Source organism: Streptomyces sp. NPDC048434, assembly GCF_043200375.1.
GTDB lineage: Bacteria > Actinomycetota > Actinomycetes > Streptomycetales > Streptomycetaceae > Streptomyces.
Map to the genome: position 1 here is coordinate 216871 of NZ_JBICXQ010000002.1, position 24766 is coordinate 241636.

24 protein-coding genes, 1 tRNA gene and 1 pseudogene are annotated in these 24766 nt (G+C 70.5%); 9 read left to right on the forward strand and 17 right to left on the reverse strand.

Annotated elements, in window-relative coordinates; translation table 11 throughout:
- The first annotated feature begins 2 nt into the window (after window positions 1-2).
- Both ACGFWI_RS03290 and ACGFWI_RS03295 read left to right on the forward strand, forming a co-directional pair.
- The gene (locus ACGFWI_RS03290; protein ID WP_393904187.1) at window positions 3-4388 is read left to right on the forward strand and encodes a HAMP domain-containing protein; all 4386 of its coding nucleotides are present in this window, start codon (window positions 3-5) and stop codon (window positions 4386-4388) included.
- Entirely contained in the window at window positions 4385-5269 is an 885-nt protein-coding gene (locus ACGFWI_RS03295; RefSeq protein ID WP_393904188.1) for a response regulator, read from the forward strand. The genes ACGFWI_RS03290 and ACGFWI_RS03295 overlap by 4 nt, the downstream gene beginning before the upstream one ends.
- A gap of 15 nt (window positions 5270-5284) precedes the next feature.
- Here the strand turns inward: ACGFWI_RS03295 and ACGFWI_RS03300 are convergent.
- Window positions 5285-5416: pseudogene (locus ACGFWI_RS03300) on the reverse strand (IS5/IS1182 family transposase); the annotation flags it as partial.
- Between ACGFWI_RS03300 and ACGFWI_RS03305 the strand changes: the two are divergent.
- The gene (locus ACGFWI_RS03305) at window positions 5409-5858 is read left to right on the forward strand and encodes a hypothetical protein (RefSeq protein WP_393904189.1); all 450 of its coding nucleotides are present in this window, start codon (window positions 5409-5411) and stop codon (window positions 5856-5858) included. The pseudogene ACGFWI_RS03300 and the gene ACGFWI_RS03305 sit on opposite strands and share 8 nt — an antisense overlap.
- A 5-nt stretch (window positions 5859-5863) precedes the next feature.
- Here the strand turns inward: ACGFWI_RS03305 and ACGFWI_RS03310 are convergent, their stop codons facing one another.
- A complete protein-coding gene (locus ACGFWI_RS03310; protein ID WP_393904190.1) occupies window positions 5864-6232 on the reverse strand; it encodes a cupin domain-containing protein in 369 nt (122 codons plus the stop codon).
- Between the two features lie 49 nt (window positions 6233-6281).
- Between ACGFWI_RS03310 and ACGFWI_RS03315 the strand changes: the two genes are divergently transcribed.
- Window positions 6282-7106, forward strand: a complete 825-nt coding sequence (locus ACGFWI_RS03315; protein ID WP_393904191.1) for a helix-turn-helix domain-containing protein — start codon at window positions 6282-6284, stop codon at window positions 7104-7106.
- Window positions 7107-7217: 111 nt separating this feature from the next.
- Here the strand turns inward: ACGFWI_RS03315 and ACGFWI_RS03320 are convergent, their stop codons facing one another.
- Together ACGFWI_RS03320 and ACGFWI_RS03325 are read right to left on the reverse strand one after the other, a co-directional pair.
- Window positions 7218-7754 carry a SigE family RNA polymerase sigma factor gene (locus ACGFWI_RS03320; protein ID WP_393904192.1) on the reverse strand — a complete coding sequence of 179 codons (537 nt, stop codon included), beginning with the start codon at window positions 7752-7754 and terminating at the stop codon, window positions 7218-7220.
- Between the two features lie 240 nt (window positions 7755-7994).
- The gene (locus tag ACGFWI_RS03325; protein WP_393904193.1) at window positions 7995-8378 is read right to left on the reverse strand and encodes a winged helix-turn-helix transcriptional regulator; all 384 of its coding nucleotides are present in this window, start codon (window positions 8376-8378) and stop codon (window positions 7995-7997) included.
- 176 nt (window positions 8379-8554) lie between these two features.
- Here ACGFWI_RS03325 and ACGFWI_RS03330 point away from each other — a divergent pair, with 176 nt between their 5' ends.
- Both ACGFWI_RS03330 and ACGFWI_RS03335 read left to right on the forward strand, forming a co-directional pair.
- A complete protein-coding gene (locus ACGFWI_RS03330) occupies window positions 8555-9043 on the forward strand; it encodes a luciferase family protein (RefSeq protein ID WP_393904194.1) in 489 nt (162 codons plus the stop codon).
- A 77-nt stretch (window positions 9044-9120) separates the two neighbouring features.
- On the forward strand, window positions 9121-9663 hold the full coding sequence (locus ACGFWI_RS03335; RefSeq protein ID WP_393904195.1) for a DUF6640 family protein: 543 nt from the start codon (window positions 9121-9123) through the stop codon (window positions 9661-9663).
- 6 nt (window positions 9664-9669) lie between these two features.
- Here the strand turns inward: ACGFWI_RS03335 and ACGFWI_RS03340 are convergent, their stop codons facing one another.
- The 6 genes from ACGFWI_RS03340 to ACGFWI_RS03365 all read right to left on the reverse strand — a co-directional run bounded on the left by ACGFWI_RS03340 (window position 9670) and on the right by ACGFWI_RS03365 (window position 15131).
- Window positions 9670-10839, reverse strand: a complete 1170-nt coding sequence (locus ACGFWI_RS03340) for a lipid-transfer protein (RefSeq protein WP_393904196.1) — start codon at window positions 10837-10839, stop codon at window positions 9670-9672.
- On the reverse strand, window positions 10836-11228 hold the full coding sequence (locus tag ACGFWI_RS03345) for a MaoC family dehydratase (protein WP_393904197.1): 393 nt from the start codon (window positions 11226-11228) through the stop codon (window positions 10836-10838). The genes ACGFWI_RS03340 and ACGFWI_RS03345 overlap by 4 nt, the downstream gene beginning before the upstream one ends.
- Window positions 11225-12481: an acyl-CoA dehydrogenase family protein gene (locus tag ACGFWI_RS03350; protein WP_393904198.1), complete on the reverse strand. Its 1257-nt coding sequence runs from the start codon at window positions 12479-12481 to the stop codon at window positions 11225-11227. Before ACGFWI_RS03350 ends, ACGFWI_RS03345 begins: the two co-directional genes overlap by 4 nt.
- A 1-nt stretch (window position 12482) precedes the next feature.
- The gene (locus ACGFWI_RS03355; RefSeq protein WP_393904199.1) at window positions 12483-13451 is read right to left on the reverse strand and encodes a bifunctional MaoC family dehydratase N-terminal/OB-fold nucleic acid binding domain-containing protein; all 969 of its coding nucleotides are present in this window, start codon (window positions 13449-13451) and stop codon (window positions 12483-12485) included.
- Window positions 13448-14617: an acyl-CoA dehydrogenase family protein gene (locus tag ACGFWI_RS03360; RefSeq protein ID WP_393904200.1), complete on the reverse strand. Its 1170-nt coding sequence runs from the start codon at window positions 14615-14617 to the stop codon at window positions 13448-13450. The genes ACGFWI_RS03355 and ACGFWI_RS03360 overlap by 4 nt, the downstream gene beginning before the upstream one ends.
- A 208-nt stretch (window positions 14618-14825) precedes the next feature.
- On the reverse strand, window positions 14826-15131 hold the full coding sequence (locus tag ACGFWI_RS03365; protein WP_393904201.1) for a hypothetical protein: 306 nt from the start codon (window positions 15129-15131) through the stop codon (window positions 14826-14828).
- A gap of 439 nt (window positions 15132-15570) precedes the next feature.
- On the opposite strand from ACGFWI_RS03365, the gene ACGFWI_RS03370 reads away from it, so the two are divergent.
- Complete coding sequence (locus ACGFWI_RS03370) at window positions 15571-16674, forward strand: bifunctional DNA primase/polymerase (RefSeq protein WP_393904359.1); 1104 nt, start codon at window positions 15571-15573, stop codon at window positions 16672-16674.
- A gap of 172 nt (window positions 16675-16846) precedes the next feature.
- On the opposite strand, the gene ACGFWI_RS03375 is transcribed toward ACGFWI_RS03370, so the two are convergent.
- From ACGFWI_RS03375 to ACGFWI_RS03405, 7 genes are all read right to left on the reverse strand, one after another.
- Window positions 16847-17605 carry a class I SAM-dependent methyltransferase gene (locus tag ACGFWI_RS03375; protein ID WP_393904202.1) on the reverse strand — a complete coding sequence of 253 codons (759 nt, stop codon included), beginning with the start codon at window positions 17603-17605 and terminating at the stop codon, window positions 16847-16849.
- Between the two features lie 55 nt (window positions 17606-17660).
- A complete protein-coding gene (locus tag ACGFWI_RS03380) occupies window positions 17661-18125 on the reverse strand; it encodes a GNAT family N-acetyltransferase (RefSeq protein WP_393904203.1) in 465 nt (154 codons plus the stop codon).
- A gap of 206 nt (window positions 18126-18331) precedes the next feature.
- Complete coding sequence (locus tag ACGFWI_RS03385; protein ID WP_393904204.1) at window positions 18332-18892, reverse strand: GDSL-type esterase/lipase family protein; 561 nt, start codon at window positions 18890-18892, stop codon at window positions 18332-18334.
- Window positions 18893-18919: 27 nt separating this feature from the next.
- On the reverse strand, window positions 18920-19549 hold the full coding sequence (locus ACGFWI_RS03390; protein ID WP_393904205.1) for a hypothetical protein: 630 nt from the start codon (window positions 19547-19549) through the stop codon (window positions 18920-18922).
- Between the two features lie 473 nt (window positions 19550-20022).
- Window positions 20023-20373, reverse strand: a complete 351-nt coding sequence (locus ACGFWI_RS03395) for a hypothetical protein (RefSeq protein ID WP_393904206.1) — start codon at window positions 20371-20373, stop codon at window positions 20023-20025.
- Between the two features lie 417 nt (window positions 20374-20790).
- A tRNA-Ser gene (locus tag ACGFWI_RS03400) sits at window positions 20791-20877 on the reverse strand.
- 51 nt (window positions 20878-20928) lie between these two features.
- Complete coding sequence (locus ACGFWI_RS03405; protein ID WP_393904207.1) at window positions 20929-22434, reverse strand: S1C family serine protease; 1506 nt, start codon at window positions 22432-22434, stop codon at window positions 20929-20931.
- A gap of 616 nt (window positions 22435-23050) precedes the next feature.
- On the opposite strand from ACGFWI_RS03405, the gene ACGFWI_RS03410 reads away from it, so the two are divergent.
- Window positions 23051-23896 (forward strand): glycerophosphodiester phosphodiesterase, encoded by an 846-nt coding sequence (locus ACGFWI_RS03410; RefSeq protein ID WP_393904208.1) that lies wholly within the window; start codon window positions 23051-23053, stop codon window positions 23894-23896.
- Between the two features lie 140 nt (window positions 23897-24036).
- A complete protein-coding gene (locus tag ACGFWI_RS03415; RefSeq protein WP_393904209.1) occupies window positions 24037-24627 on the forward strand; it encodes an ATP-binding protein in 591 nt (196 codons plus the stop codon).
- Window positions 24628-24766: the final 139 nt, after the last annotated feature.

The following is a 24766-nucleotide window of genomic DNA, read 5'->3' on the forward strand; positions in this document are numbered from 1 at the left end:
TCATGGCGCTCGACCCGGCCCAGCCCGAGCCTGCTTCTCCGCCCCCGGAGTCGCCGGAGCCCGCTGAGCCCCCGCAGCCGCCCGACGCCCGGCACGACGGGCAGTGGGTGCGGACCAGCGAGCTACGGCCGCTGCTCGCGGCGATGAATGCGCTGCGCGACGGGGATTTCACCGCGCATGTGGAGATCCCGCAGGACGGCTCCTCCACGGATGGCGTGCTGGCCGACATGACGGGCGTCTTCAACCAGATCGTGGCCCGCAACACCCATCTGGCCTCCGAGCTGCAGCGGGTACGCGGCGAGATCATCCGGCAGGGCCGGCTGGACGAGCGGATCTCCGCCAGCCCCGGCCAGGGGACCTGGACGACGAACATCGAGTCGGCCAACACCGTGCTCCAGGCGCTGGTGGTGCCGCTCGCCAAGGCCACCCGGGTGCTGGACGCGGTGGCCGACGGCGATCTGACCCAGCGGGTCGATCTGCACGACGGCAACCGCCAGCTCCGCGGCGATCTGCGACGGCTGGGCAGCGGTGTGAACCGCATGGTGGACCAGTTGTCGCTGTTCACCGGCGAGGTCACCCGGGTCGCCCGTGAGGTGGGCACCGAGGGCCGGCTGGGCGGCCGGGCCAAGGTCCAGGGGCTCTCCGGCGACTGGCTCCATGTGACCGAGGCGGTCAACACCATGGCGTCGCGGCTGACGGCGCAGGTCCGGGACATCGCCGTGGTCACCACCGCGGTGGCCACCGGCGACCTGACCCAGCAGGTGACGGTCGAGGCCACCGGCGAGCTGCTGGAGCTGAAGCTCACCGTCAACAAGATGGTGGATCAGCTGCGGGCGTTCGCCGACGAGGTCACCCGGGTGGCCCGCGAGGTCGGCACCGAGGGCCAGCTCGGCGGCCGTGCGCAGGTCAGGGGCGTATCCGGGGTCTGGAAAGACCTCACCGACAACGTCAACTTCATGGCGTCCAACCTGACCTGGCAGGTCCGCAACATCGCCCAGGTGACCACGGCCGTGGCCAACGGCGACCTGAGCCAGAAGATCACCGTGGACGCGCGGGGCGAGATCCTGGAGCTGAAGTCGACGATCAACACGATGGTCGACCAGCTCTCCGCCTTCGCCGACGAGGTCACCCGCGTCGCCCGCGAGGTCGGCACCGAGGGGCGGCTGGGCGGCCGTGCACAGGTCAGAGGCGTATCCGGGGTCTGGCGGGACCTCACCGAAAGCGTCAACTTCATGGCGGACAACCTGACCTCCCAGGTCCGCAACATCGCCCTGGTCGCCACCGCCGTCGCGCAGGGCGACCTCGGCAAGACGATCACCGTGGAGGCGAAGGGCGAGATCCTGGAGCTGAAGACCACGATCAACACGATGGTCGACCAGCTCTCCGCCTTCGCCGACGAAGTCACCCGCGTCGCCCGCGAGGTCGGCACCGAAGGAAACCTGGGCGGTCAGGCGCAGGTCAGGGACGTCTCCGGGGTCTGGAAGGACCTCACCGACAACGTCAACTTCATGGCGCTCAACCTCACGTCCCAGGTCCGCAACATCGCCCAGGTGACCACGGCCGTGGCCAACGGCGACCTGTCCAAGAAGATCGACGTGGACGCCCGCGGCGAGATCCTGGAGCTGAAGGACACCGTCAACACGATGGTCCAGCAGCTGCGGGCGTTCGCGGACGAGGTCACCCGGGTGGCCCGCGAGGTCGGCACCGAGGGCCGGCTGGGCGGCCGGGCCCAGGTCCATGGCGTCTCCGGCGTGTGGAAGAACCTCACCGACAACGTCAACTCCATGGCCGACAACCTCACATCCCAGGTCCGCAACATCGCCCAGGTCGCCACCGCCGTCGCCAAGGGCGACCTGTCCAAGAAGATCGACGTCGATGCCCGCGGCGAGATCCTGGAACTCAAGACGACGATCAACACGATGGTCGACACCCTCTCCTCGTTCTCCTCCGAGGTGACCCGGGTGGCCCGTGAGGTCGGCAGCGAGGGCCAGCTCGGCGGCCAGGCCCGGGTCGAGGGCGTCTACGGCACCTGGAAGCGGCTGACCACCAGCGTCAACGAGCTGGCGCTGAACCTGACGACGCAGGTCCGCGCGATCGCCGAGGTGGCCAGCGCCGTCACCCAGGGCGATATGTCCGGCTCGATCACCGTGGACGCCCAGGGCGAGGTCGCGGCCCTGAAGAACAACATCAACCTGATGGTCGCCAATCTCCGCGAGACCACCCGCGCCAAGGACTGGCTGGAGTCCAACCTGGCCCGTATCGCCAGCCTGATGCAGGGCCACCGCGACCTGGTCGAGGTCGCCGATCTGATCCTGCGCGAGCTGACCCCGCTGGTGAATGCGCAGTTCGGCGCGTTCTTCCTGGCCGAGGCGGGCGCCGAACCGGGCGAGGGCCTGGAGCTGATCGCCGGTTACGGGACCGGCCAGCCCGAGGGCCGCCGCTCACTGCCGCGGCTGCGCCTGGGCACCCCCGGCTGGGGTCTGATCACCCAGGCCGCCATGGAGAAGAAGCGCATCGTCGTCGACGCCGTCCCGCCCGACTACATCTCCATCAGCTCCGGACTCGGCGCCTCGGCTCCGGCCAGCATCGTCATCCTCCCGATCCTCTTCGAGGACCAGGTGCTCGGCGTCATCGAGCTGGCTTCCTTCAGCCGCTTCAGCGACGTCCACCTCGCCTTCATCGACCAGTTCGTGAACACCATCGGCGTCTCGATCAACACCATCATCGCCAACTCCCGTACGGAGTCCCTGCTTTCGGAGTCCCAGCGTCTGACCGCCGAGCTCCGCCAGCGCTCCGACGAACTCCAGCTGACGAACGCCGAGCTGGAGGAGAAGGCGGCACTTCTCGCCACCTCCTCCCAGTACAAGTCGGAATTCCTGGCGAACATGTCGCACGAGCTGCGCACCCCGCTGAACTCCCTGCTGGTGCTCTCCCGGCTCCTCGCCGACAACCCCGACGGCCGGCTCTCCACCCAGGAGGTGGAATTCGCCGTCACCATCCACCGCGCGGGCTCCGACCTCCTCCAGCTCATCAACGACATCCTCGATCTGTCGAAGATCGAGGCCGGCCGGATGGACGTCCACCCCAAGGCCCTGCCGCTGATCAAGCTGCTCGACTACGTCCGCGCCACCTTCAAGCCGCTCACCGTCGACCGCGGCCTCACCTTCGACGTCAAGGTCGGCGAGCACGTCCCCAAGGAGCTCTTCTCCGACGAACAGCGCCTCCAGCAGATCCTCCGCAATCTGCTGTCCAACGCGGTGAAGTTCACCTCCTCCGGCAGCGTGGAACTCATCGTCCAGCGCGTACCGGGCACGGATTTCGAGGAGGACTCCCTCCGCACCGCCGACGACGTCATCGCCCTCTCCGTCAAGGACACCGGCATCGGCATCTCACCGGAGAAACTCGACGGCATCTTCGAGGCGTTCCAGCAGTCCGACGGCACCACCAACCGCAAGTACGGCGGCACCGGCCTCGGCCTCTCCATCAGCCGCGATATGGCCGCGCTGCTCGGCGGCCGGATCATCGCCGAGAGCGAGCCGGGCGTCGGCTCGACCTTCACCCTGTATGTGCCCGCGCACTACACCGGCCCCTTCCCCGCACCGAGCCCCACCGCCGCGACCCGCCCCGCGGACAGCACCGCGCAGGCCGGCCCCGCCCGCCCCGTCCTGGCCGAACAGCTCACGGCGACCCCCAGGGCCACCGCGCGGAGCGCCTCGTCCGGTGATGTCTTCCCCACCCAGGGGGAACAGGACCAGACCCCGCACCTGGGAGCCCACTCCGCCGACGGCGGCGATGTCACCTGGCCCGAGACCACCCGCCTCAAGGACTGGCTCAGCGGACGCCCCGGCGAGGTGCTGGCCAATCGCCGCATCCTCGTCGTCGACGACGACATCCGCAATGTCTTCGCGCTCACGCACGTATTGGGCCGGGTCGGCATCAGCGTCAAATACGCCGAGAACGGCCGCGAGGGCCTGGAGGTCCTCGACCGGACGCCGGACGTATCGCTGGTGCTGATGGACATCATGATGCCCGAAATGGATGGTTACGAGATGATCAAGGCGATCCGGCAAGCACCTCGGTTCGCGGACCTGCCGGTCGTTGCCCTCACCGCGAAGGCCATGCCCGGCGACCGCGAAAAGGCGATCGAGAGCGGGGCCAATGACTACATCCCCAAACCCGTGGACGTGGACCGGCTGCTGACCGTGATCTGCGGCCTCCTGGACCCGCAGCACGGCAGTCCCGCCCCGCAGCCGCACGCCGACGGCCCCGAGGAATCCGACCACTGCGACACCTCCCGCAAGCCCGATATCACCCATGACACCGAGGACACCGAGGACACCGAGGACACCGGCCAGGACGACCAGGGAATGACGGGGGAGCACTCATGACGACCGCACCGGACACCTCATCCAGCATCCTCATCGTCGACGACATGGAGGAGAACCTCGTCGCGCTGGAGGCCGTACTGGGCTCGCTCACCCAGAAAGTGGTCCGTGCGCGATCCGGCGAAGAAGCCCTCAAGGCCATGCTCCGCGAGGAATTCGCGGTCGTCCTCATCGACGTCATGATGCCGGGCATGAACGGCTTCGAGACCGCCGCGAACATCAAGGGCCTGGACCAGACGAAAGACGTCCCGATCATTCTCCTCACGGGCGCCTCGGTCGACCCCAACTACGCCTACCGCGGCTACACGGTCGGCGCCGCCGATTTCCTCATCAAGCCCTTCGACCCCTGGCTGCTGCGCACCAAGGTGAACGTCTTCCTCGACCTCCATCGCAAGAACCGCCAACTGGCCTCCCAGGCCGACCAGTTGAAACGGCTTCTGACCTCGGACGACCGCCCTGGAGGCGAGGGGCAACCGCCCGCCACGACGACGACCGCAGCGGGAACGGAAGCGGCTTCGCCCTCGCCCGCGGTGTCGACTTCGGCCCCGGCTTCGGGTGCCGTGCCGACTGCCGATACTGCTCGGGCTTCGGCTTCGACGGCCCCGGAGAGCCCGGATCCACAGCAGCCCCCGAAACCCGGACAGCAGGCCGGGCACCCCGCCATTCCCCCGGAAGGCCCCGGAGCGCCGGCACCTTCCGAGCCGTCCCCGCAGCCCGCAGCGCCCACCCCCGACGCATCCCGCCTCGCGGAAATCGCCGGCCAGCTCGCCGAGGTGGAACTCCTCCTGCGCGACGCAAAGGGCTCCGACAAGGCCCGCCTCGCCGACCGTGTCGCCGAATTGGAGCAGGCGGTGGGGAGGTTGATGGTGAGCCGGGGGACCTAGGCAGTTTCGTTTGGATCACTGAGCGGACCAGAGGAAGATGCCTGCGATGTGGAGTCCGGCCAGGTAGATGGTCGCGGTCTTCTCGTAGCGGGTGGCGAGTCCTCGCCACTGCTTGCGGCGGTTGATGCACCGCTCGACGGTGTTGCGTCACGGATCCAGCGCGGACCCCTGCTGGACGGCGGAACGCGACCGGCTGCTCCTCGATGCCACCGATGCGCTGCACACCCACCACGACATCGACGACGCACTGTGGGAGCGGCTCATTGCCGAGTTCGGCCCGGAAGAACTCCTGGACCTGCTGATGCTGTGCGGCTGGTACCACGCCATCAGCTTCACCGCCCGCGCCACCAGACTCGTCCCGGAACCTGGCGCACCACGGTTCGACGCCTTCCCGCCCCCGCTCCACAGACACCGTGACCAATGGGGGCTTGGGGGCGGAGGAGATGCCGACGGGAAGGGTGGGGGCAGCGGGGGCAGGAGCTCCGCGAGCCATCCGCTCCGCGACTCCGAGAACCCCCACGGCCCGCAGCTTCACCTCCGGCCCGCCGCCCGGGCCGACTTCGTCGCGTACGCCGCCGCCGAGCGCTGACCGCGTTACAGCGTCTCGGGTGCCTTGCTCCTGGGCCCTCCCGCATCGCCCGTGTTGAGCGTGCCGACCGGTTCGAGGAGGAGGATGGCGGTCTCTTCGTCCGCCACCGGGCAGTGCTCGACGCCTCGGGGGATGACGAACAGCTCGCCGGGGCCGAGCACCACATCGCCGTCCCTGAGCTGGATGGTGAGCCGGCCGCTGATGACCAGGAACAGTTCGTCGGTGTCCTCGTGCGTGTGCCAGACGAACTCCCCCTTCAGCTTGGCGAGTTTGACCTCGTAGTCATTGAGATCGGCGATCTTCTTCTGTGACCAGAGGTCACTGAACTGTGAGAGCTTGTCGGCGAGATTGACGGGCACGGGAGAGTGAGTCATGCCCTGAGACTGCCGTGCCCGGCCGCCGGCGGTCTTGTACGTTCCTGGCATGACAGGAGGAGGCCCGCCGCGTACGACGATCAGCGCCTGGCGGCCGCCCGTTGCGGGAATCGCCGAGATCTTCCACGCGCACTTCACCGACTACGCGTACCCGTCCCACACCCATGACACCTGGGCCCTGATGATCCTCAATGACGGGGCGGTCGACTTCGCATGTGACCGCCACCGTCATGGCGCGGCCGGGACCGGCACGGTCGTCCTGCTTCCTCCCGGCGTCGCCCATGACGGCAGGACGGTCACCGCGACCGGATTCCGCAAGCGCGTGCTCTACCTCGACGCGTCCGTGCTCCCCGAGGACCTGACCGGCCGGGCGGTGGACGCGCCGGTCTTCGGCGATGAGCTGCTGCGCCATCGCATCCACCAGCTGCATACGTCCCTCGGTCACGCGGGCGACGCGCATGCGGGCGACGTCTTCGAAGCCGAATCCCGGCTGGCCTTCATCCGGGAGCGGCTGCACTTCCACCTGGATGCGCTCCGGCCGGCACGTATGCCCGGCCGCGAGGCGAACCGTACGGCTGCCGCATTACGGGAACTCCTGGATTCCCGGGTACCGACCGGCATCTCCCTACGGGACGCCGCCGCCGTCCTGCACGCGCACCCCACCCACTTGATCCGCTGCTTCAAACAGACCTACGGTCTGCCGCCGCACGCCTATCTGACCGGCAGGCGCATCGAGTGGGCCCGTGGGCTGCTGCTCGACGGCAGGCGGCCGGCGGAGGTCGCGGCAACCGTGGGCTTCCATGATCAAGCCCATCTGAACCGGCACTTCACCCGCCACGTGGGCACGACGCCGGCGCGCTACGCGGCCATCTGAGGGCGGCCCTCGCCCCGAAGGCCGTCAGGCGAGGCCGTCAGGCGAGGCGTAGAGACGGTCACCGCCGTGCGGGAGGGCGCATCAGCGGAGGCGCGCCCCCGAGGCGACGGATCAGGCGGAGATCATCGCGAGCTCCGGGTCCTCCCGGAGTTTGCCCAGGGCGCGGGAGACGGCGCTCTTGACCGTGCCGATCGAGACCTCCATGACCTCGGCGGTCTGGGCCTCGCTCAGGTCCTCGTAATACCTGAGGACGACCATGGCCCGCTGGCGGGCGGGGAGTCGCATCACCGCGCGCCACATCGCGTCGCGCAGGCCCTGGAGTTCGGCCGGGTCGGGGGCCGGCAGCGGGTCCGGTTCCGGCAGTTCGTCGACGGCGAACTCGTCGACCTTGCGCTTGCGCCACTGGGAGGTACGGGTGTTGATCAGCGCGCGGCGGACATAGCCGTCCAGGGCGCGGTGGTCCTCGATACGGTCCCAGGCCACGAAGGTCTTGGCCAGGGCCGTCTGGAGGAGGTCCTCGGCGTCGTTCGGGTTGGCGGACAGCGACCGCGCAGTGCGCAGCAGAACCGGCCCCCGGGCCCGTACATAGGACGAGAACGTCGGGAACACAGCGGCGGTCGAAGCGCTGGTGCACACTGGCGTGGTCATGGGCACCACGCTAGGAGCGAGGGTGGGTCGGGCGGATCGCCCCAAGGTGCCGAAGCCTCATCCGTCTCAAGTTGTACGGGTGGGGCTCGGTTCACCTCCTCTGGGGGGACAGCCGGCCCCCCACCCGCCAGAGGTCCGGCAAGGGCACGGCCCACCGCGCTGCGTCTGACGTGCCCGGCGTCCCGGGGCGGACGCGGCCGGCGCACACGGAGGATCGCCGCCCCGTTCGCAGAGCCCGTCTCAGCCTTCGGCCCAGGCCGCCTCTTCCTCCCGTGCGGTGTCGTAGGCCTGACGCGCGGCGGTGACCTGCGGAAGGTGTGACGCGGACCAGGTGTGGAGGGTCTGGAAGACCGGGACCAGGGTGCGGCCCAGGTCGCTGATCTCGTACTCCACCCTGGGCGGGATCTCCGCGTGGTAGGTGCGGATCACCAGGCCGTCACGTTCCAGCCGGCGCAGGCGTTCGGTGAGGACCTTGGGCGTGATGGACGGCACGAGCCGCTGCAGCTCGTTGAAACGCAGCCGTCCATGGTGTTCCAGCACCCACACGATCGGCGTGGTCCAGCGGCTGAACAGCAGGTCCACCACCGGGTTGATCGGACACGCCTGCTCGTTCTGCTCGGTCATGTTCCCTCCTGACCCGCTCCGCGCCGTGGGGGCCCGGGGCGCTTTCTCGTAGGTAACCACTATATCGAGGAAAGTAACGTGGAGGGAGAGCGGGCCGGCACCGGCCGGACCGCCGGTACATCCGACCGCCGCCGGCTTCCCCGGCGTCCGGTCCCCTGACACGAAGGAGCATCCCCATGACCTTCCCGGCACTCCCCGAACGTGCGGGTGACCGGCCCGAAACCGGGCCCGAGGTCCCCCACCTGCAGTTGACCCAGACCAGCCCGCCCCGGACCAGGGAAGAACTGCGGCAGTGGATGGCCACCGTGCTGCCCGGCATCACCACCGGCCACAGCGAGATCTCCGCCCCCAGCACCTGGGCGGTGTTCCTGAAAGACACCGCCGCGGCTCCGGGCGCCCTGCTCTTCCCGCCGCGCCGGAACGCGGAGTTCGCGCATCTGCACGCCGACGGCAGCCTTCATCTGGCCCTGGACCCGGCCGACCATGCCGAGTTCCTGGCTTCCGGGTGGGGTGAGAAGCATCCGCTGTACGACCTCGGCATCAACGTCGTCATGCTCTACGCCCCACGCGATCAGGCCGAACTGGCGGTGGCCAAGAAGGTCATCGCCGCCTCCTACCGGTACGCGACCGGCCATGCGCCCACCGCCGTTGCCGCTGCGGCCTGACCCCTAGGGGCAGGGCACCGGCATCACCGACGCCGTCGGCCCGTCCTCCTCACCCGCTCCACTGAAAGGCCATACCGATGGACACCTCCACGTCTCCTGACCGCGGGTACGACAGCGCGCGGTCGGCCACCACGAACGGTTCCGTCCGGAGCGGAGCCGTCCGTGCGCGGGCCGCCAAGACCCGGGAAACGGCAGGCAGGACCCTGCTCTCGCTGGTCGCGGTCTTCACGGCCATCTCGCCGTACGTCGCCGACTGGAACGAAACACATGTGTTGAACCCGCTCTGGCCCCCGCACGCCAAGTTCCACAACGGCCAGACCATGGCGATGGGTACCTTGCTCGCCCTCGTCTGCCTGTTCTTCGTATGGCGCCGCCGCGGCGACGCCCGCTCCAACCTGCTCGCCGCGGTCGGGTTCGCCGGCCTCTACTGGGTCAGCCAGGCAGCGGCGATCCTCTACCCCGGAGCGGCCTACTTCGACCCGCAGTTCGACACCGCGGGCAAGTACATCGCGGGGCTGCCGGTGCAGGCGGTCATCGAGATCGTCGTACTCGGCGCCATCGCCGGCGCAGCGGTGCTGTGCCGCCCGGCGCCCTCTCCCCGCCGTCCGGAAGCCGGATGACGGGTGTCACGAGCCGTCCGCGCCGAGGATCAGCCCCGAGGTCGGGACCCCGGTCCCGGCCGTGACCAGCACATGGGCGGGGCTGCCGGCCTGGTTGACGGAGGTGCCGCGGAGCTGGCGGACGGCCTCGGCGATGCCGTTCATCCCGTGCAGATAGGCCTCGCCGAGCTGGCCGCCGTGGGTGTTCAGCGGGAGGGTGTCCGCGGCGACGAAGTCCGCGGCCTCGCCGGGGGCGCAGAAGCCGAACTCCTCCAGCTGCATCAGCACGAAGGGGGTGAAGTGGTCGTAGAGGATCGCGACATCGATCTCGGCGGGGGTGAGGGCGGCGGTGCGCCAGAGCTGGCGGGCGACCACGTTCATCTCGGGGAGGCCGGTCAGGCCGTCGCGGTAGAAGCTGGTCATCTGCTCCTGGGCGCGGCCCGCGCCCTGCGCCGCGGCCGTGATCAGCGCCGGTGGGTGGGGCAGCGCGCGGGCACGCTCGGGCGAGGTCACCACGATCGCCTGGGCGCCGTCCGTCTCCTGGCAGCAGTCCAGCAGCCGCAGCGGCTCCACGATCCAGCGGGAGGCGGCGTGGTCGGTGAGGGTGATGGGCTTGTTGTAGAAGTACGCGGCCGGGTTGCGGGCGGCGTGGCGTCGGTCGGTGACCGCGACCGGGCCGAAGGCGTCCGGGGTCAGGCCGTAGGTGTGGAGGTAGCGCTGGGCGGCCATGGCGACCCAGGAGGCGGGGGTGAGCAGGCCGAAGGGGAGGTTCCAGCCGAGCGCCGTACCCTCCGCGGTGGGCTCCCGCTGCTGTACGCCGGAGCCGAAGCGGCGGCCCGACCGCTCGTTGAACGCGCGGTAGCAGACGACGACTTCGGCGATACCGGTGGCGACCGCCAGGGCCGCCTGCTGGATGGTGGCGCAGGCCGCGCCGCCCCCGTAGTGGACCCGGGAGAAGAAGGACAGCTCGCCGATACCGGCCGACTGCGCGACGGTGATCTCGGGGTTGGTGTCCATGGTGAAGGTGACCAGGCCGTCGACATCCGCGGGGGTCAGCCCGGCGTCGTCGAGGGCGGCACGTACGGCCTCGACGGCGAGCGTCAGTTCGCTGCGGCCGGAGTCCTTGGAGAACTCGGTCGCGCCGATTCCGGCGATGGCGGCCCGGCCGCCGAGGGCGTCGGGGCGGTGGACGCTCATGCCGTGCCCTCCGGGAGGCTTACGGTCACCGTGCCGGTGACGTGGTGGCCGATGCCGTTGGCTCCGACGATCCGCACCACCGCCGTACCGTCCGTCACCTCGGTGACGGCTCCGCTCAACACCATGGTGTCTCCGGGGTAGTTGGGGGCGCCGAGGCGAATGGCGACCTTGCGCAGGGTGCAGCGCGGCCCGAAGTGGTCGGTGATGTAGCGGCCGACGAGTCCGTTGGTGGTCAGGATGTTCATGAAGATGTCCGGGGAACCCTTCTCCTGGGCCGCCTCGGTGTCGTGGTGCACGTCCTGGTAGTCGCGGGAGGCGAGCGCTCCGGCGACGATCAGGGTGCGGGTGAGGGGAATGGTGAGCGTCGGCAGCTCGTCACCGGCCTTCATCCGGCCTCCTTCCGGTCGGCTCGGGCGTCTGGGCCCTGGTGGTCGGCGCGGCTCTGCTGGTCGGCGCGGCTCTCCTGGTACGGACGGCTCTGCTCGTACGGACGGCCTTCCCCGCCCTCTCGCCCCTCCCGGGCCTCCCGAACCTCTCGGCCTTCCCCCGTGAGCAACTCCCCCAATTCGTTGAGGACTTCGGCCCCCGACCCCAGGTACCCGGCCAGCTGTCTGCCCCACAGGAAGTGCCGGTGGACGGGGTGGTCGACGTCGGCGCCGATGCCGCCGTGCAGATGCTGGCCGGTGTGCACCACGCGGGTGCCTGCCTCGGACGCCCACCAGGCGGCGGTCAGCGCATGCGGCCCGGCGTCCAGGCCCGCGTCCCGCCGCCAGGCCGCCTCGTAGGCGGTGACCCGGATGGCCTCGGTGTCCATGTAGGCATCGGCGGCGCGCAGCTGCACGCCCTGGTTCGTGGAGAGCGGGCGGCCGAACTGCTCGCGGGTGGTGGTGTGGGACACCGCCCTGGCCAGGGAACCGGCGCAGACCCCGGCCTGGAGGCCGGCGAAGGCGGTGCGGGCGAGGGCCAGGACGTCGGCGTAGGCGTGGGTGGCGTCAGGGTGAGGGGAGGCGGCAGGGCCGTGCAGACCTTCGGCGGGGGAGGCGGCAGGCCCGTTCAGGCCTTCGGCGGGGGTGTCGTCCAGGGTGAGCCGGCCCGTCGACCAGGGGGCGGTGGTCTCGACCGGGTCCCGCCGTACCCCGGCGGCATCGGTACGTACGAGCCACAGCGCCCGAGCCGTCCCGTCCGGCACCAGTACATGGGTGGCCTCGCGCAGCCACGGCACTACCGGGACGCTGCCGGTCAGCCGCCCCGTCCCGTCCGCCGCCCGCTCGGCCCGTACGCCGCCGCGCCGCGCCGGAAACGCCCCGGTGGCGACCGCTTCGCCGTCCCGCAGCGCCGGCAGCAGCCGCGCCCGCTGTTCCGGGCCGCCGTGCGCGCCGAGCGCCAGCAGGCCGTACACACAGGTCGCCGCGAACGGCACCTGCGCCGTCGTACGCCCCTGCTCCTCCAGCATCAGCACGAGTCCGAGCAGCCCGGTCTCCTCCACCGCGCCCGGCAGACCGGCCGCGCACAGCGCCTTCCACAGTGCGGCGTCCGTGCCGCCGCCGCAGGCGGCGAGGCGCTCCGGCGTGGACAGGTCACCGAATATCTGCGCCGCCAGCTCGCGGGCCGCCGCCTGCTCCGGCGTGGGCGTGAAGTCCATCTCAGCCCTCACCGCCCTCTGCCGCGCGGAAGACCGGCAACTCCAACTCGTCGTCCACATACAGGAATTCGAGCCGTACCGGCATGCCGATCCGCACCTTGTCGTAGGGGACGCCGACGACATTGCTGACGATCCGCACCCCCTCCGCGAGCTCGATCAGCCCGACCGCATAGGGGCCGGGAGTGTCCGCGCCGTGCTCGGGCGCCGTGAAGGCGGGGAAGGGCGGATGGTGCATCACGACGTAGGAGAAGACCGTTCCCGCGCCGCTCGCCTCGACGGTGTCCCACTCCGCCGACCCGCAGGCATTGCACCCCGGCAGCCAGGGGAAACGCAGCGTCCGGCAGCCCGTGCAGCGCTGGATCAGCAGCCGGTGCCCGGCGACGCCCTCCCAGAAGCCGGCGTTGTCGCGGTTGATGACGGGGCGGGGCCGCCGGGCTCGGGGCTGCTCGGGTGCCTGCGGCTGCTCGGCCGTCTTGGGGGGCCGTGCCGCCGGGGCGTACTTGAGGACCCGGAAGCGGTGCGTCCCGGCCGGCTCGCCGTCGGCGCGGATGTCCATCCGTGTGGTGATGAAGTGCCCGGTCCCCAGCTTCGTCGTCTTGCGCTCCGACACCGATTCGATCACCGCGTCGAAGGTGATCCGGTCGCCGGGCCGCAGCGGCCGCAGATACTCCTGCTCGCAGTCGGTGGCGACGATGGAGGTGTACCCGGCGTCGTCCAGCAGCCCGGACAGTTCGCCGTACGCCCCCGAGCGGTCGAGGTGGCCGGAGAGGCCCCCCATCGTCCAGGCCTGGAGCATGGTCGGCGGGGCGATGGCGTCCGGCCCCCGGTAGGCGGGGCCGGTGTCGCCCATGGCCTCGCACCAGTGCCTGATCATCGGCTCGTTGACCAGGTCCTTGCCCACGCCGGCGGTCCCGGTCGGCTGGCCCTCATAGGCCTTGAGCTGCTCGTATGTGAGCTGCACCGGGCTCATCGCCGCCCCCTCCGCATCCCCAGCCGCATCGTCGCGACGATCTCCCGCTGGACCTCGCTCACTCCGCCCCCGAACGTGTTGATCTGCGCCGCACGGTTCATCCGCTCCAGCTCACCGCCCCCGAAGGCGCCCGGCGAACCGGCCCGCACCAGGGCGGCATCGCCCACCACCTCCTGGCACATCCGGTAGACCTCGACGGCGCTCTCCGTCCCGGCGAACTTGACGCCGCCGGCGTCGCCGGGGCTGAGCGTCCCGGCTCCTACGTCATCGACCAGCCGCCAGTTCAGCAGCCGGGTGGCGGCCAGCCGGGCGTGCGCCTCGGCGAGCCGGGACCGCACCCATGGGCGGTCGGCGGGCCGCTCGCCGGTCTCCGCCTCCGGTGTACGGGCATGGGCCAGCGCCGCGTCGAAGGCGTCCTCGGCCTGCATCCCGATGGCGGCCAGCGCCACCCGCTCATGGTTGAGCTGATGAGTGATCAGCGTCCAGCCGGCGTTCTCCTCCCCGACGAGGTTCCCGGCCGGGACGCGGATGCCGTCGTAGTACGTGGCGGTGGTCGTCAGCCCGCCGACCGTCTCGATCGGCGTCCAGGAGAATCCGGGTGCGTCGGTGGGCACGAGGATGATCGAGATGCCCCGGTGCTTGGGAGCGTCGGGGTCGGTGCGGCAGGCGAGCCAGATCCAGTCGGCCTGATGGGCGTTGCTGGTGAAGCTCTTGGCACCGTTGATCAACCAGCCGGCGTCACCACCGCCCGGCTCTCGCACGGCGCGGGTGCGGAGCGCGGCGAGGTCGGTACCGGCCTCGGGTTCCGTATAGCCGATCGCGAAGACGAGTTCGCCGCTGAGGATCCGCGGCAGGAAGAAGTCCTTCTGCCGCTGGGTGCCGTACTTCATCAGGGTCGGGCCGACTGTGTTGAGGGTGACCATCGAGACCGGGGCGCCCGCGCGGTGCGCCTCGTCGAAGAAGACGAACTGCTCGTCGGGGCCGCGCCCCTGCCCTCCGTACGCGGTCGGCCAGCCCAGTCCCAGCATGCCGTCGGCGCCGATCCGGCGGAGCACCGCACGCTGCTCGGCGGGGTCCTCGACCGGCCCGTCCGGCAGCATCTCGCGGAAGTACGAACGGAGTTCGGTGCGCAACTGCTCCTGGCGCTCGGTGGGGGCGAGGTGCACGTCGGCGGCTCCCCTTCTGGTGGCCGTCCGCCCGGCGCACAGGGGAGTCCTGGCGTACGAACGAGCGAGCGGGTTTCTGACTGTCCGTCAGAAACCCGCTCGCTGTCAAGGTCGGCGCGTGAACCCCGGAGAAGCCCCCTTCTCTCCGTACCGGCCCTGACTCATCACCCCTCGGTCAGTCGCCGCATCCCCTATGCGGCGTACCGGGTCACCAGAGGTTGGTGAAGTTGACGGTGGCGTTGGTCTGGTCGATACGCGTGGGGCCGGAGCCGTTCACGCTCGCGGTGTTGTTCTGGTTGGAGGCGCCGGCGCCGTTGGCGACCTGCTGACCGGTGGTCGAGTTACCGAAGTTGCTGCCTCCGACGCCCGTCCCCGTCTGACTCGTCGCCGCCGAGCTCGACCCGTTGGTTGCAAAGCCGCCGTTATCGGCCTGCGCCACGCCCGTGAAGAGTGCGGCCGCGAAAGGCAGTGCGGCAACAACGGCGATGACGCGGGCGGTACGGGTGCTTGCCATGTCTATTCCTCCTACGGAACACGACTTCTGGATCGATGGAACTCCGCTTGCTCACCGGGCAGTTGGCCGACCACTCGGTGCTTGCTTCGACGTCGCGCACTCAGGCTTGCCCATGAATCCCCGGCGAACCCGTCACGAAGGGGCGATTCCCCCGCAAGCATGAGGAACCCCGGGTAAACCCCGGCCGCCGCACGACGCCCACCGGCACTCGCCTCCACGGCACGGCATCCCGCCACAGCCCGCACCGCGCCGACTCCGTGCGCCCCGCACGCCCGGCCGCCACAACCGGCGCGCGGGCCGGTTCGGGCGCGCCCCCCTTCCCTTCGTCGAACATTCGTACGAAACTAGAGCCATGGCCCTGCACCGATGCCATACCGGAACACCGACGGAGGACCGGCCCGCTCCGCGGCCTGGCCTGCGGGCCGAGCCGCGCCCTGAGGTGCGGCCGGATCCGCGGGCCGCCGAGCCGCGCCCTGGGCTTCGACGCGATCCGCAGGACGAGGTTCGGCGGCCCACGGATCGACCCGAGCGCCGGCCCGCGGATCGACCCGAGCACCGGCCTGCGGTTGGCCCTGGGCCCCGGCCTTCGGATCGACCCGCCGAGCCCGCCGCCGGACTCCGGCCTGCGGAGCGCTCCCAGCAGCCCGATGGTCCCCGCCCCGCCCCGCCTCTCGGCCTCCCTCCCACCGGGCCCGCGGATGCGCACGCCGCGGCCCTCGCCCATGCCCTCCTCGCCGCCGAGCGCGGCTACCCCGTCATCCCGCTGACCCGCAACAAGCTTCCGGCCCTCCGGTCCCCGCACCGCGGGCATCCCGAGGTCCCGCCCTGCCGCGGCGAGTGCGGCCGGCTCGGGCACGGCGTACACGACGCGAGCACCGACCCGCTCGGCGTCCGCCGGATGTTCGCCGCCGCCCCCTGGGCCACCGGCTACGGACTCGCCTGCGGGCGGCCCCCGCACCACCTCATCGGCATCGACCTCGACACCAAGAACGGCGCCGATGGCCTGACCGCCCTCCGGTTCCTCGCCGAACAGCACGGCTTCCCGATCCCGCCCACGGTCACGGTCCGCACCCCCAGCGGCGGCCGCCACCTCTGGCTCACCGGCCCGCCGTCCCCCGCCATTTCGAATTCGGTCGGCCGGCTCGCCCCCGGCATCGACATCCGCGGCGCGGGCGGCTATCTCGTGGGCCCCGGCTCGCTCACCGCCCACGGGCGCTACGCCCTGGCACCGGGCGCCCCGCACCGCCCCGCCCCCGTGCCGGACGCCCTGCTCGCCCTCCTCACGGCCCCGCCCCCGTCCGCCCACCGCGAGTCCCCGCACGGCGTCCCGCCCCAGCCCGCCGCGGCACTCGTACGTTTCGTCCGCGCCTCCCCGGCCGGTCAGCGCAATGCCCGCCTCTACTGGGCCGCCTGCCGGGCCGACGAGTCCGGCCTCGGCAGGGAGCTCGCCGCCAGACTCACGGAGGCCGCCTGCCACACCGGCCTGTCCGCACAGGAGGCTCGCGCAACGATCGCCTCGGCGGCCCGCCGGCGGCAGGGGTAACCGGGAGCGAGGGCCCGCAGGGGCAGCGGCGGTGGCGGCAGCCCGTAGGGGCAGTGCGGTGGCGGCAGCCCGTAGGGGTACGCGGCAGGGAGCGTTCAGGGACAGCCACCAGGGAGCAGACGAAGCCGGGAGCAGACGGAACCGGGCGTGGAGGGAACCGGGCGCGGAAGGATCAGCTCCGACGCGCCTCGATCAAGAACCGGGTCGTGTGCGCCACGAACGCCCCCTCCGCACGGATCAACTCGTCCAACTCCCGCAAGCGCTCCCGGTATTGCGCAACCGTGAACCCGGGAACCATCCACACCACCTTGCGCAGGAAGTAGACGACCGCCCCGATGTCGAAGAACTCGGCCCGCAGCGACTCCGCACGGAGATCGACCACCTCCAGGCCTGCCGCCTCGGCCGCCCGGCGTGCCTCCTCGGGGTGACGGGCCCGCCGTACGTCCTCCGGCTGCGGCCCCAGAAAGTACTCGACCAGCTCGAACACGCTGGCCGGTCCGACCTGTTGGGAGAAGTACGTGCCCCCGGGCCGCAGCACCCGGGCGATCTCCTCCCACCACACGGTCACCGGATGACGGCTCGTCACCAGGTCGAACGCCGCGTCACCGAACGGCAGCGGCGGCTCGTCCGCGTCGGCCACCACGACCGCGCCGAGCGGAGGCAACAGCGCGGTGGCCTTGGCGACATTCGGCGGCCAGGACTCCGTCGCCACCATCACCGGCGGCAGCTTGGCCGCCCCGGCGAGCACCTCACCGCCACCCGTCTGAATGTCCAGTGCCGCCGACGCCCGCGCCAACCGCTCGCTCATCGCCCGCTGATACCCCCACGAGGGCCGCTCCTCCGTGGCCCGCCCCGCCAGCCACGAGAAGTCCCACCCCTCGACCGATATGGCATCGGCCTCGGCCACCAGTTCCTCAAATGATCGCGTCATACCTACACAATCAATACAAAGGGACCGCCTGGCCAACGATTTACGCCCCGACCCGCTATTCGACCACCAGGAATACGAGCTCCGGACGGTCCCACATCACTGCCGGCGGATTCGCCGGCACCGTTCCGACCGGCTGGGCGCCCACCCTGCGGTAAAACCCCTCGGCAGGCGGATGCGAGATCACCCGCACCCTGCCGATCCCGGCGCTCCGCGCCTCGCCCCGCATGTGCTCGACCAGCCGGCGCCCTATCCCGAACCCCTGCGCCTGGTCCGACACGAACATCAGGTCCAGCTCGGCCGGCTCCACCATGAGCGAATAGAACCCCAGGATTCGCTCACCGCCGCCCTCCTCACCGGGGATCTCCTCCACCGCGACAAAAACCTGATGCGCCGCGAGGTAATCCGGCCCCACCCGATACCCCTCGACCACCGATGAATAGCGCCCCTCATAAGCCCGAGAGCTGCGCACCAGGCGGGTGAGCCGCGCGGCATCCCGCTCCTCGGCCCGCCGGATCAGCACATTTCCCCGGCGACCCACACCTCTCGCTCCCGCCCTCCGCGCACCCACGGTGACCCCTGCCCACTCTCCGCATCACGACTGGAATTCCATTCATCTTTCCGCCGCCACCCTACCGCCCGAATAAAACCCATTGCCGCACGCTTCCCCTTTCTCCTGGAGCATTTACCACCGCGCCACGCCCTCCCCATTTCAGCGGACCGAACGGTTCAGAGTTCCGTGAGAGCGAAGGCGTCGGCGAGGGCGTGGTATCCGGCGTCGTTGGGGTGCAGCCCGTCCTGATAGACGTAGCCGGGCCGCGGCCGGTCGGGGTGAGCCGGGTCGGCCAGGGCCCGGTCGAAGTCGACGACCGCGTCGTAGACCCGGCTGGTACGGATCCAGTGGTTGACCTGCTGACGCAAGCGCTCGACCTTGGCGGAGGAGCCCGGGTACCCCTTCAGCGGAATCACGGTGGCACCGATGACCTTGATACCCCGCTCATGCGCGGCCCGCACCAACTCCCGGTAGCCGTCGGTGATCTGACGTGCCGAGACCGGTGTGTGCGACGACGGGAGGCAGGGGTCCTTGGACCAGTTGGCGCCGATGTCGTTGCCCCCCAGCTCAAGGATCACCGTCCGCACACCCGGCCGGCCCAGGACGTCCCGCCGAAACCGGGTGGTCCCCTTCTCACCGAAGCAGGAACTGCTGGTCAGCCCCGACGACGCGCGTATACGTGGCAACGGGAGCGCGAGGCAAAGCCGTAGAGCCGACCGGCCCGGCCACACCCACACGGCGAGGACCCGCGTCGACGTGTCCGATCAGGCGGCATGCGCAGCAGGGCTCTGCAAGGTCTCGCCGGCCGTCCGGATGAACTCGTTGTAGGTATCGGCTGCGGATCTGAGGTCGGCGCGATACTCGGTCCTCCAGTTTTCCCTTTCCTGTCGACGCGCCTGCTCCTGCCCTCCGGTGAGCGGATGGGCCTGGTCGGGTTCCCGGGCCACAGCATCGCTCCACCCGATCAGTGTCCCGCCAACGGCCTTGATACGGGTCCTGAGTTCACCTCCGATGTCCTGCATCGGCTGAGGTCCCCAGAACCCGAGTTGGCTTATCGCGGCTTCCAGCGCCACCACCGCAGCCCGCATCGTTTGCTTGTCCTCTTCGGCAAGCGGCGCCCCTCCTTTCAATTGCTTCACGGCCGTTGGAAAGGTCACGCCGACGGCCACGTAAAGCTCCACAACGCGCGCGTAAAGAGCCTGCCTCTGCTGCCGGACCCAGTGAGCATGTTCAACGGCGCCCTGATCCTGTACCTGCCGCAAAGCAGCCGTGGCAGTCGTCTCCGCTGCTCGCAGACTTCCGCGCGCGCTGATGACCCCTCCACCGAAGGCTCCCACTACGCCCCCGAAAGCCGCAGCGAGGCCGGCGATCAATGCTGCTATCCCCTCATTCATCGCTCCATGATCCTGGGTGGCGGCGCTTCCTGGAGAGGATCCGCCCACTCGCTGCGGACGGCTCCGGTCAATCCGTGCGCCCGAGTTCGCGGCCGTGGCCACCATCCAGGGCGGAGTCGGTGGCCACGTCGGGATGGGCGCCCTTGCGGTCTGCCTGGTCGCAATCATCTACGGCAAGAAACTCAAGCCTCGGACCAGCGCCCTCACAGGCATCGCCGCTGCCTCGATCTTCGCGGCGGCGGGCGGCATCTGGGGCGTGGTGAACGCCACCTTGGCCGCCTTCCTCAACCAGGCTCTCGTGCGACGACCCCGACAAGGCCCGCCCGCAGGACGTACGCGAGTTCAGCGCGAGCGCCGGCGGGTGGACCCGCCACCCCTCCACCCGGCTCGTCCCCGGTACCCCGAAAGGGAGCCCGGGTGATGGACCAGGAACAGCGCGAGAGGAAGTGAACGAGGCCTACCAGTGAATGCCGTCAGGCGCCCTTCCCGAAGTACGTTCGCACCTTCTTGAAACCCCGACAGACCGCGTAGACGGCGCAGACCGCAAGGAAGATGAGGCCAAGGATCGCCTCCAAGAGCGACGTGTTGCCGTGGGAGCCGCTGTTCGTTCCGATCCTGCGGCTCTTGGAGGTCTTGGAGCTCTTGGAGCCGCGGGCGAGATTCACCTTGCTGACGCCACCGCTGCTGAAGCCGCTGTGACTGCCACTGCCCTCGCTCCGCTCGAACGCGACATTCGAGACCGAGCCACCCGACGGCGCCGCATGGGCGACCGTGGCCGGTGCCACCCCGAACAGGGCACCGAGAAGCAGAAGTGTGGTGGCCAAGCGCATAAAGAAACCCCCTGGTTGCCGGCGTGCCCGCGCCCGTGCACGGCGTTGCAGGCTAGGGCACGCGGAGGGCGGATTTCCTACCGGGGTAGCGCGGTGATGCGGGCGCCGTAGGCCGCATTGCGGGTGGGAGTACGTCCTCCGCTCCGCTCACTGGTCAGCAAGGCGGGCAGCCACGGCGCCACGCAGGCCGCTGTTGGCATCGACGGAGAGCTCGACGGGCGAGGCACCGCCACAGCCGTCGCCATCCGCCCTGTCCGGACCCGCGTCACACGCGATCGCCTCGCTGTGGATCAAGGCGGGCGTGGACCCGGTGGAGGTTGCCCGGCGGGCCGGGTGAGACACATCCGAACGCAAAAGGGGTGCCCGATTCACTCGGGCACCCCTTCTGACCAGCTAATTCGCTGACCTGGGCGGAGGCTGTGGGATTTGAACCCACGGTGACGTTGCCGCCACGACAGTTTTCAAGACTGTTCCCTTAGGCCGCTCGGGCAAGCCTCCCCGCGGCACCGGCACGCAGGTGCGCGGGTGTCGCGGGATCAGACTAGCGCGTCACTTGTCGCCTGTGCGCTGGCCCAGGGTGACGTGGGCGGTGCGCTCCTTGCCGCCGCGCTTGTAGGTCAGGGTGACCTGGTCGCCGGGCTTGTGCTGCCAGATCTCGCTGATGAGGGTGGGGCCGCCGTCGATCACCGTGTCGTCGAGCTTGGTGATGGTGTCGCCGGGCTTCAGGCCCGCCTTGTCGGCCGGGCCGTTCGGGGTGACCGCTTCGGAGCCGTTGTTGCCGGTCCGGGCGATGGTCGCGCCGTTGCCGGTGTCCCGCATGCCGACCTGGACGCCGATCTGGGGGTAGACCGGCTTGCCGGACTTGATCAGGTCCTGCGCCACCCGGCGGGCCTGGTCGATGGGGATCGCGAAGCCGAGGCCGATGCTGCCGGACTGCTGGGACTCGCCGCCCATTCCGCCGCCGTTGCCGGCCGACTGGATGGCGGAGTTGATGCCGATGACATTGCCGGCGGCGTCCATCAGCGGGCCGCCGGAGTTACCGGGGTTTATCGAGGCATCCGTCTGCAGGGCGCTCATGTACGAGGCGCTGGTGCCGCCGCCGTCGCTGGAGGCCACCGGGCGGTCCTTGGCGCTGATGATGCCGGTGGTGACCGTGCCGGACAGGCCGAAGGGCGCGCCGATGGCGATCGTGGCGTCGCCGACCTGCACATGGGAGGACTTGCCGAGCGGGAGCGGGTTGAGCGGGGCGCCGGAGGCGTTCTTCAGCTTGATCACGGCGACGTCGTAGCCCTGGGCATGGCCGACGACCTCGGCGTCGTACTTCTTGCCGTTGGAGAACGTCGCGGTGAGCTTGCCGCCGTCGGCCGCACTGGCGACGACGTGGTTGTTGGTGAGGATGTGGCCCTGCTTGTCGTAGATGAAGCCGGTGCCGGTGCCGCCGTCGCCGGTCGCACCCTCCGCCTCGATCGTCACGACGCTCGGCAGCGCCTTCTGCGCTATCCCGGAGACGGACGTGGGCTTGCGGTTCAGTGCCCCGGGGTCGCCGGACGCGGAGACCGTCGTGGAGGCGCTGTCATTCTGGCCCGCGGCCCAGAAGCCGATGCCGCCGCCGACACCGCCGGCGACCAGCGCGGCCACCAGGACAGCAGCGATCAGGCCGCCGTTGCGCCGCTTGGGGGCGGGGCTGCCGATCGTGCCCCAGGGGTCGCCGCCGCCACCGTAGGGAGGCTGCTGGCCCCAGCCGCCGGCACCGGCACCGGGGCCGGCCGCCGAGTAGGTGGGGAACTGGCTGGTCCGGTCGGCTGCGGGGTCGTCGCCGGGGTGGCCGTAGCCGGGCTGCGGAACCCGTCCGTCGCTGTACGGCGGCATCCGGCCCGGTTCGTCGTAGCCGGGGCCGGAGGCCGAGGGGACGGTCGGCGCGAAGTCCGGCGGCGGGGGCGCCGCGGGCGGGGCGCCGGGAGTCCGGGCGCCGGAGGCGGACGCGCTGTCCGGCTGCGGCCCGGTCGGTGGCTTGGCCTCCGACGGGACGGCGGCTCCCTCGTTCTCGGTGCTCACAGCTCTCTCCTCAGCTTCACGACTTTCGGCGGCCACGGCCCTGGCAGGAGGGTCTCCTTCTGCCGCGTGCCCCGGCCATCTGTGTGTCCGGGGCGGGCCGCTTCTTCCGGGGCTTGCAGTTCGGCCGGACCCTGGGGGTGCGTCCGGGTGGTGCGGTTCGTCGGTCCGGCGGGCCGTGCGGTCCGCCGGGTGGTGCGGTCCGGAGGCCCGCGGGCCTCCGGGTCGGATCTTCCGGTCCGGCGGGCCTGGCGGGCCCTCCGGGTCGTACAGCTCCCCCTTGCCGGACGGGGGACCCGGTACTCCAGGATTAAGGATCCGGGCGGTACGGGCGAGTCCCGGCCCGCAGATCCAGGGTCCGCGGGCCCGATCCGCAGGCTCCGGCCCGCACATCCCGGCTGTCGCGAGTCCCGGTCCGCAGATCCGGCCCGGGTACTGCGGGCCGGACGGTACGGGCGAGTCTCCCTTCCAGCCTTTCCCACCGCGCGTCAGAGCGCCGTAAGCCGAGGCTGTGACTGTCCCCTCATCCTTTATGCCGGACAAAACCGGCGCATCCCCTGTTCCGCACCTCGGGGTACGCGCCCGGCGGCCCGGCAACGGTGGATGGCACGATAACGCGGTGACCTATGCACGCCCCGCCCAGGACGGCCGTCCGGGCCGTCCCGCCATTTCCGTCGTCGCCCACCGCGGTGCCTCCGAGGACGCTCCGGAGCACACCCTCGCCGCCTATCGCAGAGCGATCGAGGACGGTGCGGACGCCCTGGAGTGCGATGTCCGGCTGACCGCGGACGGCCATCTCGTCTGCGTCCACGACCGGCGGGTGAACCGCACCTCCAACGGGCGCGGCTCGGTCTCCGCGCTTGAGCTCGCCGATCTCGCCACGCTCGACTTCGGCTCCTGGAAGGGCGACGGGTCCGCGAACGAGGCGCCGGACCGGCAGCACGAGGATCCCGAGCGGACCTCCGTACTGACGCTGGAGCGGCTGCTGGAGCTGGTCGCGGACGCCGACCGGCGGGTCGAGCTGGCCATCGAGACCAAACACCCCACCCGCTGGGCCGGACAGGTGGAGGAGCGGCTGGTCGAGCTGCTCGCCCGGTTCGGGCACACGAAACCGGCCATGCGCGCCGACTGGACCTCTCCGGTCCGGGTCATGAGCTTCTCGGCGCGCTCGCTGCACCGCGTACGGGCCGCGGCCCCCGACATTCCCGGGGTCTACCTGATGCAATTCCTCACCCCACGGCACCGCGACGGCCGGCTCCCGCCCGGCGTCGGCATCGCGGGCCCCGGGATGCGGATCCTCCGCGCGCACCCCGAGTACGTCGCCAGGGCGCACCGCGCCGGCCACCGGGTCCACGTCTGGACCGTCAATGACGCCGCCGATGTCGAGCTGTGCCAGGAATTGGGCGTGGACGCAGTCATTACAAATCGCCCCAAACAGGTGCGAATGCAACTCGGCCTGGACTAAAGCCCTTCACAGGGTGTGCACCGGCGCATTCGGGCCGTATTCGGTTATGTCCAGTGCGTCACTGCGTGCCGCTTGGCCGGTTTCCGGTCCAGTCCATTGGGGAATTCATCCCGTGGCGTGGGGCAAAGGAGGTCTCGGGGGTGGCGTTGGTGGTGGCACAAGAGGTGCCGACGTCGTCGATCATGGCCGTACCCCATGGTCCAGTGGGTGTGGGCATGGCCAGGCGACGCATGCGTGAAGAGCTGTTGGCAAGTGGCGTTCAGGACACCGTCGTCGATGACGCGGTTCTCGTCCTTTCGGAACTGTTGAGTAATTCGTGTCGCCATGCGCGTCCGATATACGAAAACGGATCACCGGGTTCCGTAACTCCCGGCGCAAAGGACGCGCCCTCGGCATCCGTGCGGGCCTCCTGGCGTATTGATGCGCAGGGCAGACTGACCGTCGCGGTCACGGACGGCGGCGGCCCGACCCGGCCCCTTCCGGCCACTCCGTCGGTCACGGCGCGCGGCGGCCGCGGGCTGGCGATCATCCGGTCGCTCGCCAAGGACTGGGGCGTACGCGACACCGTCGCCGGCGAGGTCACGGTCTGGGCGATTCTCTCGCTTCAAGGCGCGTTCGCTACGCGCGTGGACCTGACGCCCGATCTGCCGCCCTCGCTCGCCACGGGCGCGGGCGTGAGCAACGGGCACCCACTGGGGCCGGCCTTTCCGGACTTCGACGATCTGACATAGCGGCACCCGGCCCCGGCCGCACGCCGGGACACGCCGAGGTCCGCCGCACCAGGGCGGGACACGGCCCGGTACGCAACCGAGCGCGACCTCGTACGCAATCCTCTAGGCTCGCGCCGAACCGCGTCCGTACGCCCAGGAT

Excerpts from the sequence above, each read along its gene's own strand:
- ACGFWI_RS03365 (WP_393904201.1), bottom strand. The coding sequence starts at position 15,131 with ATGGCAAGCACCCGTACCGCCCGCGTCATCGCCGTTGTTGCCGCACTG.
- ACGFWI_RS03345 (WP_393904197.1), bottom strand. The coding sequence starts at position 11,228 with ATGAAGGCCGGTGACGAGCTGCCGACGCTCACCATTCCCCTCACCCGC.
- ACGFWI_RS03290 (WP_393904187.1), top strand. The coding sequence starts at position 3 with ATGGCGCTCGACCCGGCCCAGCCCGAGCCTGCTTCTCCGCCCCCGGAG.
- ACGFWI_RS03325 (WP_393904193.1), bottom strand. The coding sequence starts at position 8,378 with ATGACCGAGCAGAACGAGCAGGCGTGTCCGATCAACCCGGTGGTGGAC.
- ACGFWI_RS03340 (WP_393904196.1), bottom strand. The coding sequence starts at position 10,839 with ATGAGCGTCCACCGCCCCGACGCCCTCGGCGGCCGGGCCGCCATCGCC.
- ACGFWI_RS03335 (WP_393904195.1), top strand. The coding sequence starts at position 9,121 with ATGGACACCTCCACGTCTCCTGACCGCGGGTACGACAGCGCGCGGTCG.
- ACGFWI_RS03315 (WP_393904191.1), top strand. The coding sequence starts at position 6,282 with ATGACAGGAGGAGGCCCGCCGCGTACGACGATCAGCGCCTGGCGGCCG.
- ACGFWI_RS03330 (WP_393904194.1), top strand. The coding sequence starts at position 8,555 with ATGACCTTCCCGGCACTCCCCGAACGTGCGGGTGACCGGCCCGAAACC.
- ACGFWI_RS03310 (WP_393904190.1), bottom strand. The coding sequence starts at position 6,232 with ATGACTCACTCTCCCGTGCCCGTCAATCTCGCCGACAAGCTCTCACAG.
- ACGFWI_RS03355 (WP_393904199.1), bottom strand. The coding sequence starts at position 13,451 with ATGAGCCCGGTGCAGCTCACATACGAGCAGCTCAAGGCCTATGAGGGC.
- ACGFWI_RS03350 (WP_393904198.1), bottom strand. The coding sequence starts at position 12,481 with ATGGACTTCACGCCCACGCCGGAGCAGGCGGCGGCCCGCGAGCTGGCG.
- ACGFWI_RS03295 (WP_393904188.1), top strand. The coding sequence starts at position 4,385 with ATGACGACCGCACCGGACACCTCATCCAGCATCCTCATCGTCGACGAC.
- ACGFWI_RS03390 (WP_393904205.1), bottom strand. The coding sequence starts at position 19,549 with ATGAATGAGGGGATAGCAGCATTGATCGCCGGCCTCGCTGCGGCTTTC.
- ACGFWI_RS03320 (WP_393904192.1), bottom strand. The coding sequence starts at position 7,754 with ATGACCACGCCAGTGTGCACCAGCGCTTCGACCGCCGCTGTGTTCCCG.
- ACGFWI_RS03375 (WP_393904202.1), bottom strand. The coding sequence starts at position 17,605 with ATGACGCGATCATTTGAGGAACTGGTGGCCGAGGCCGATGCCATATCG.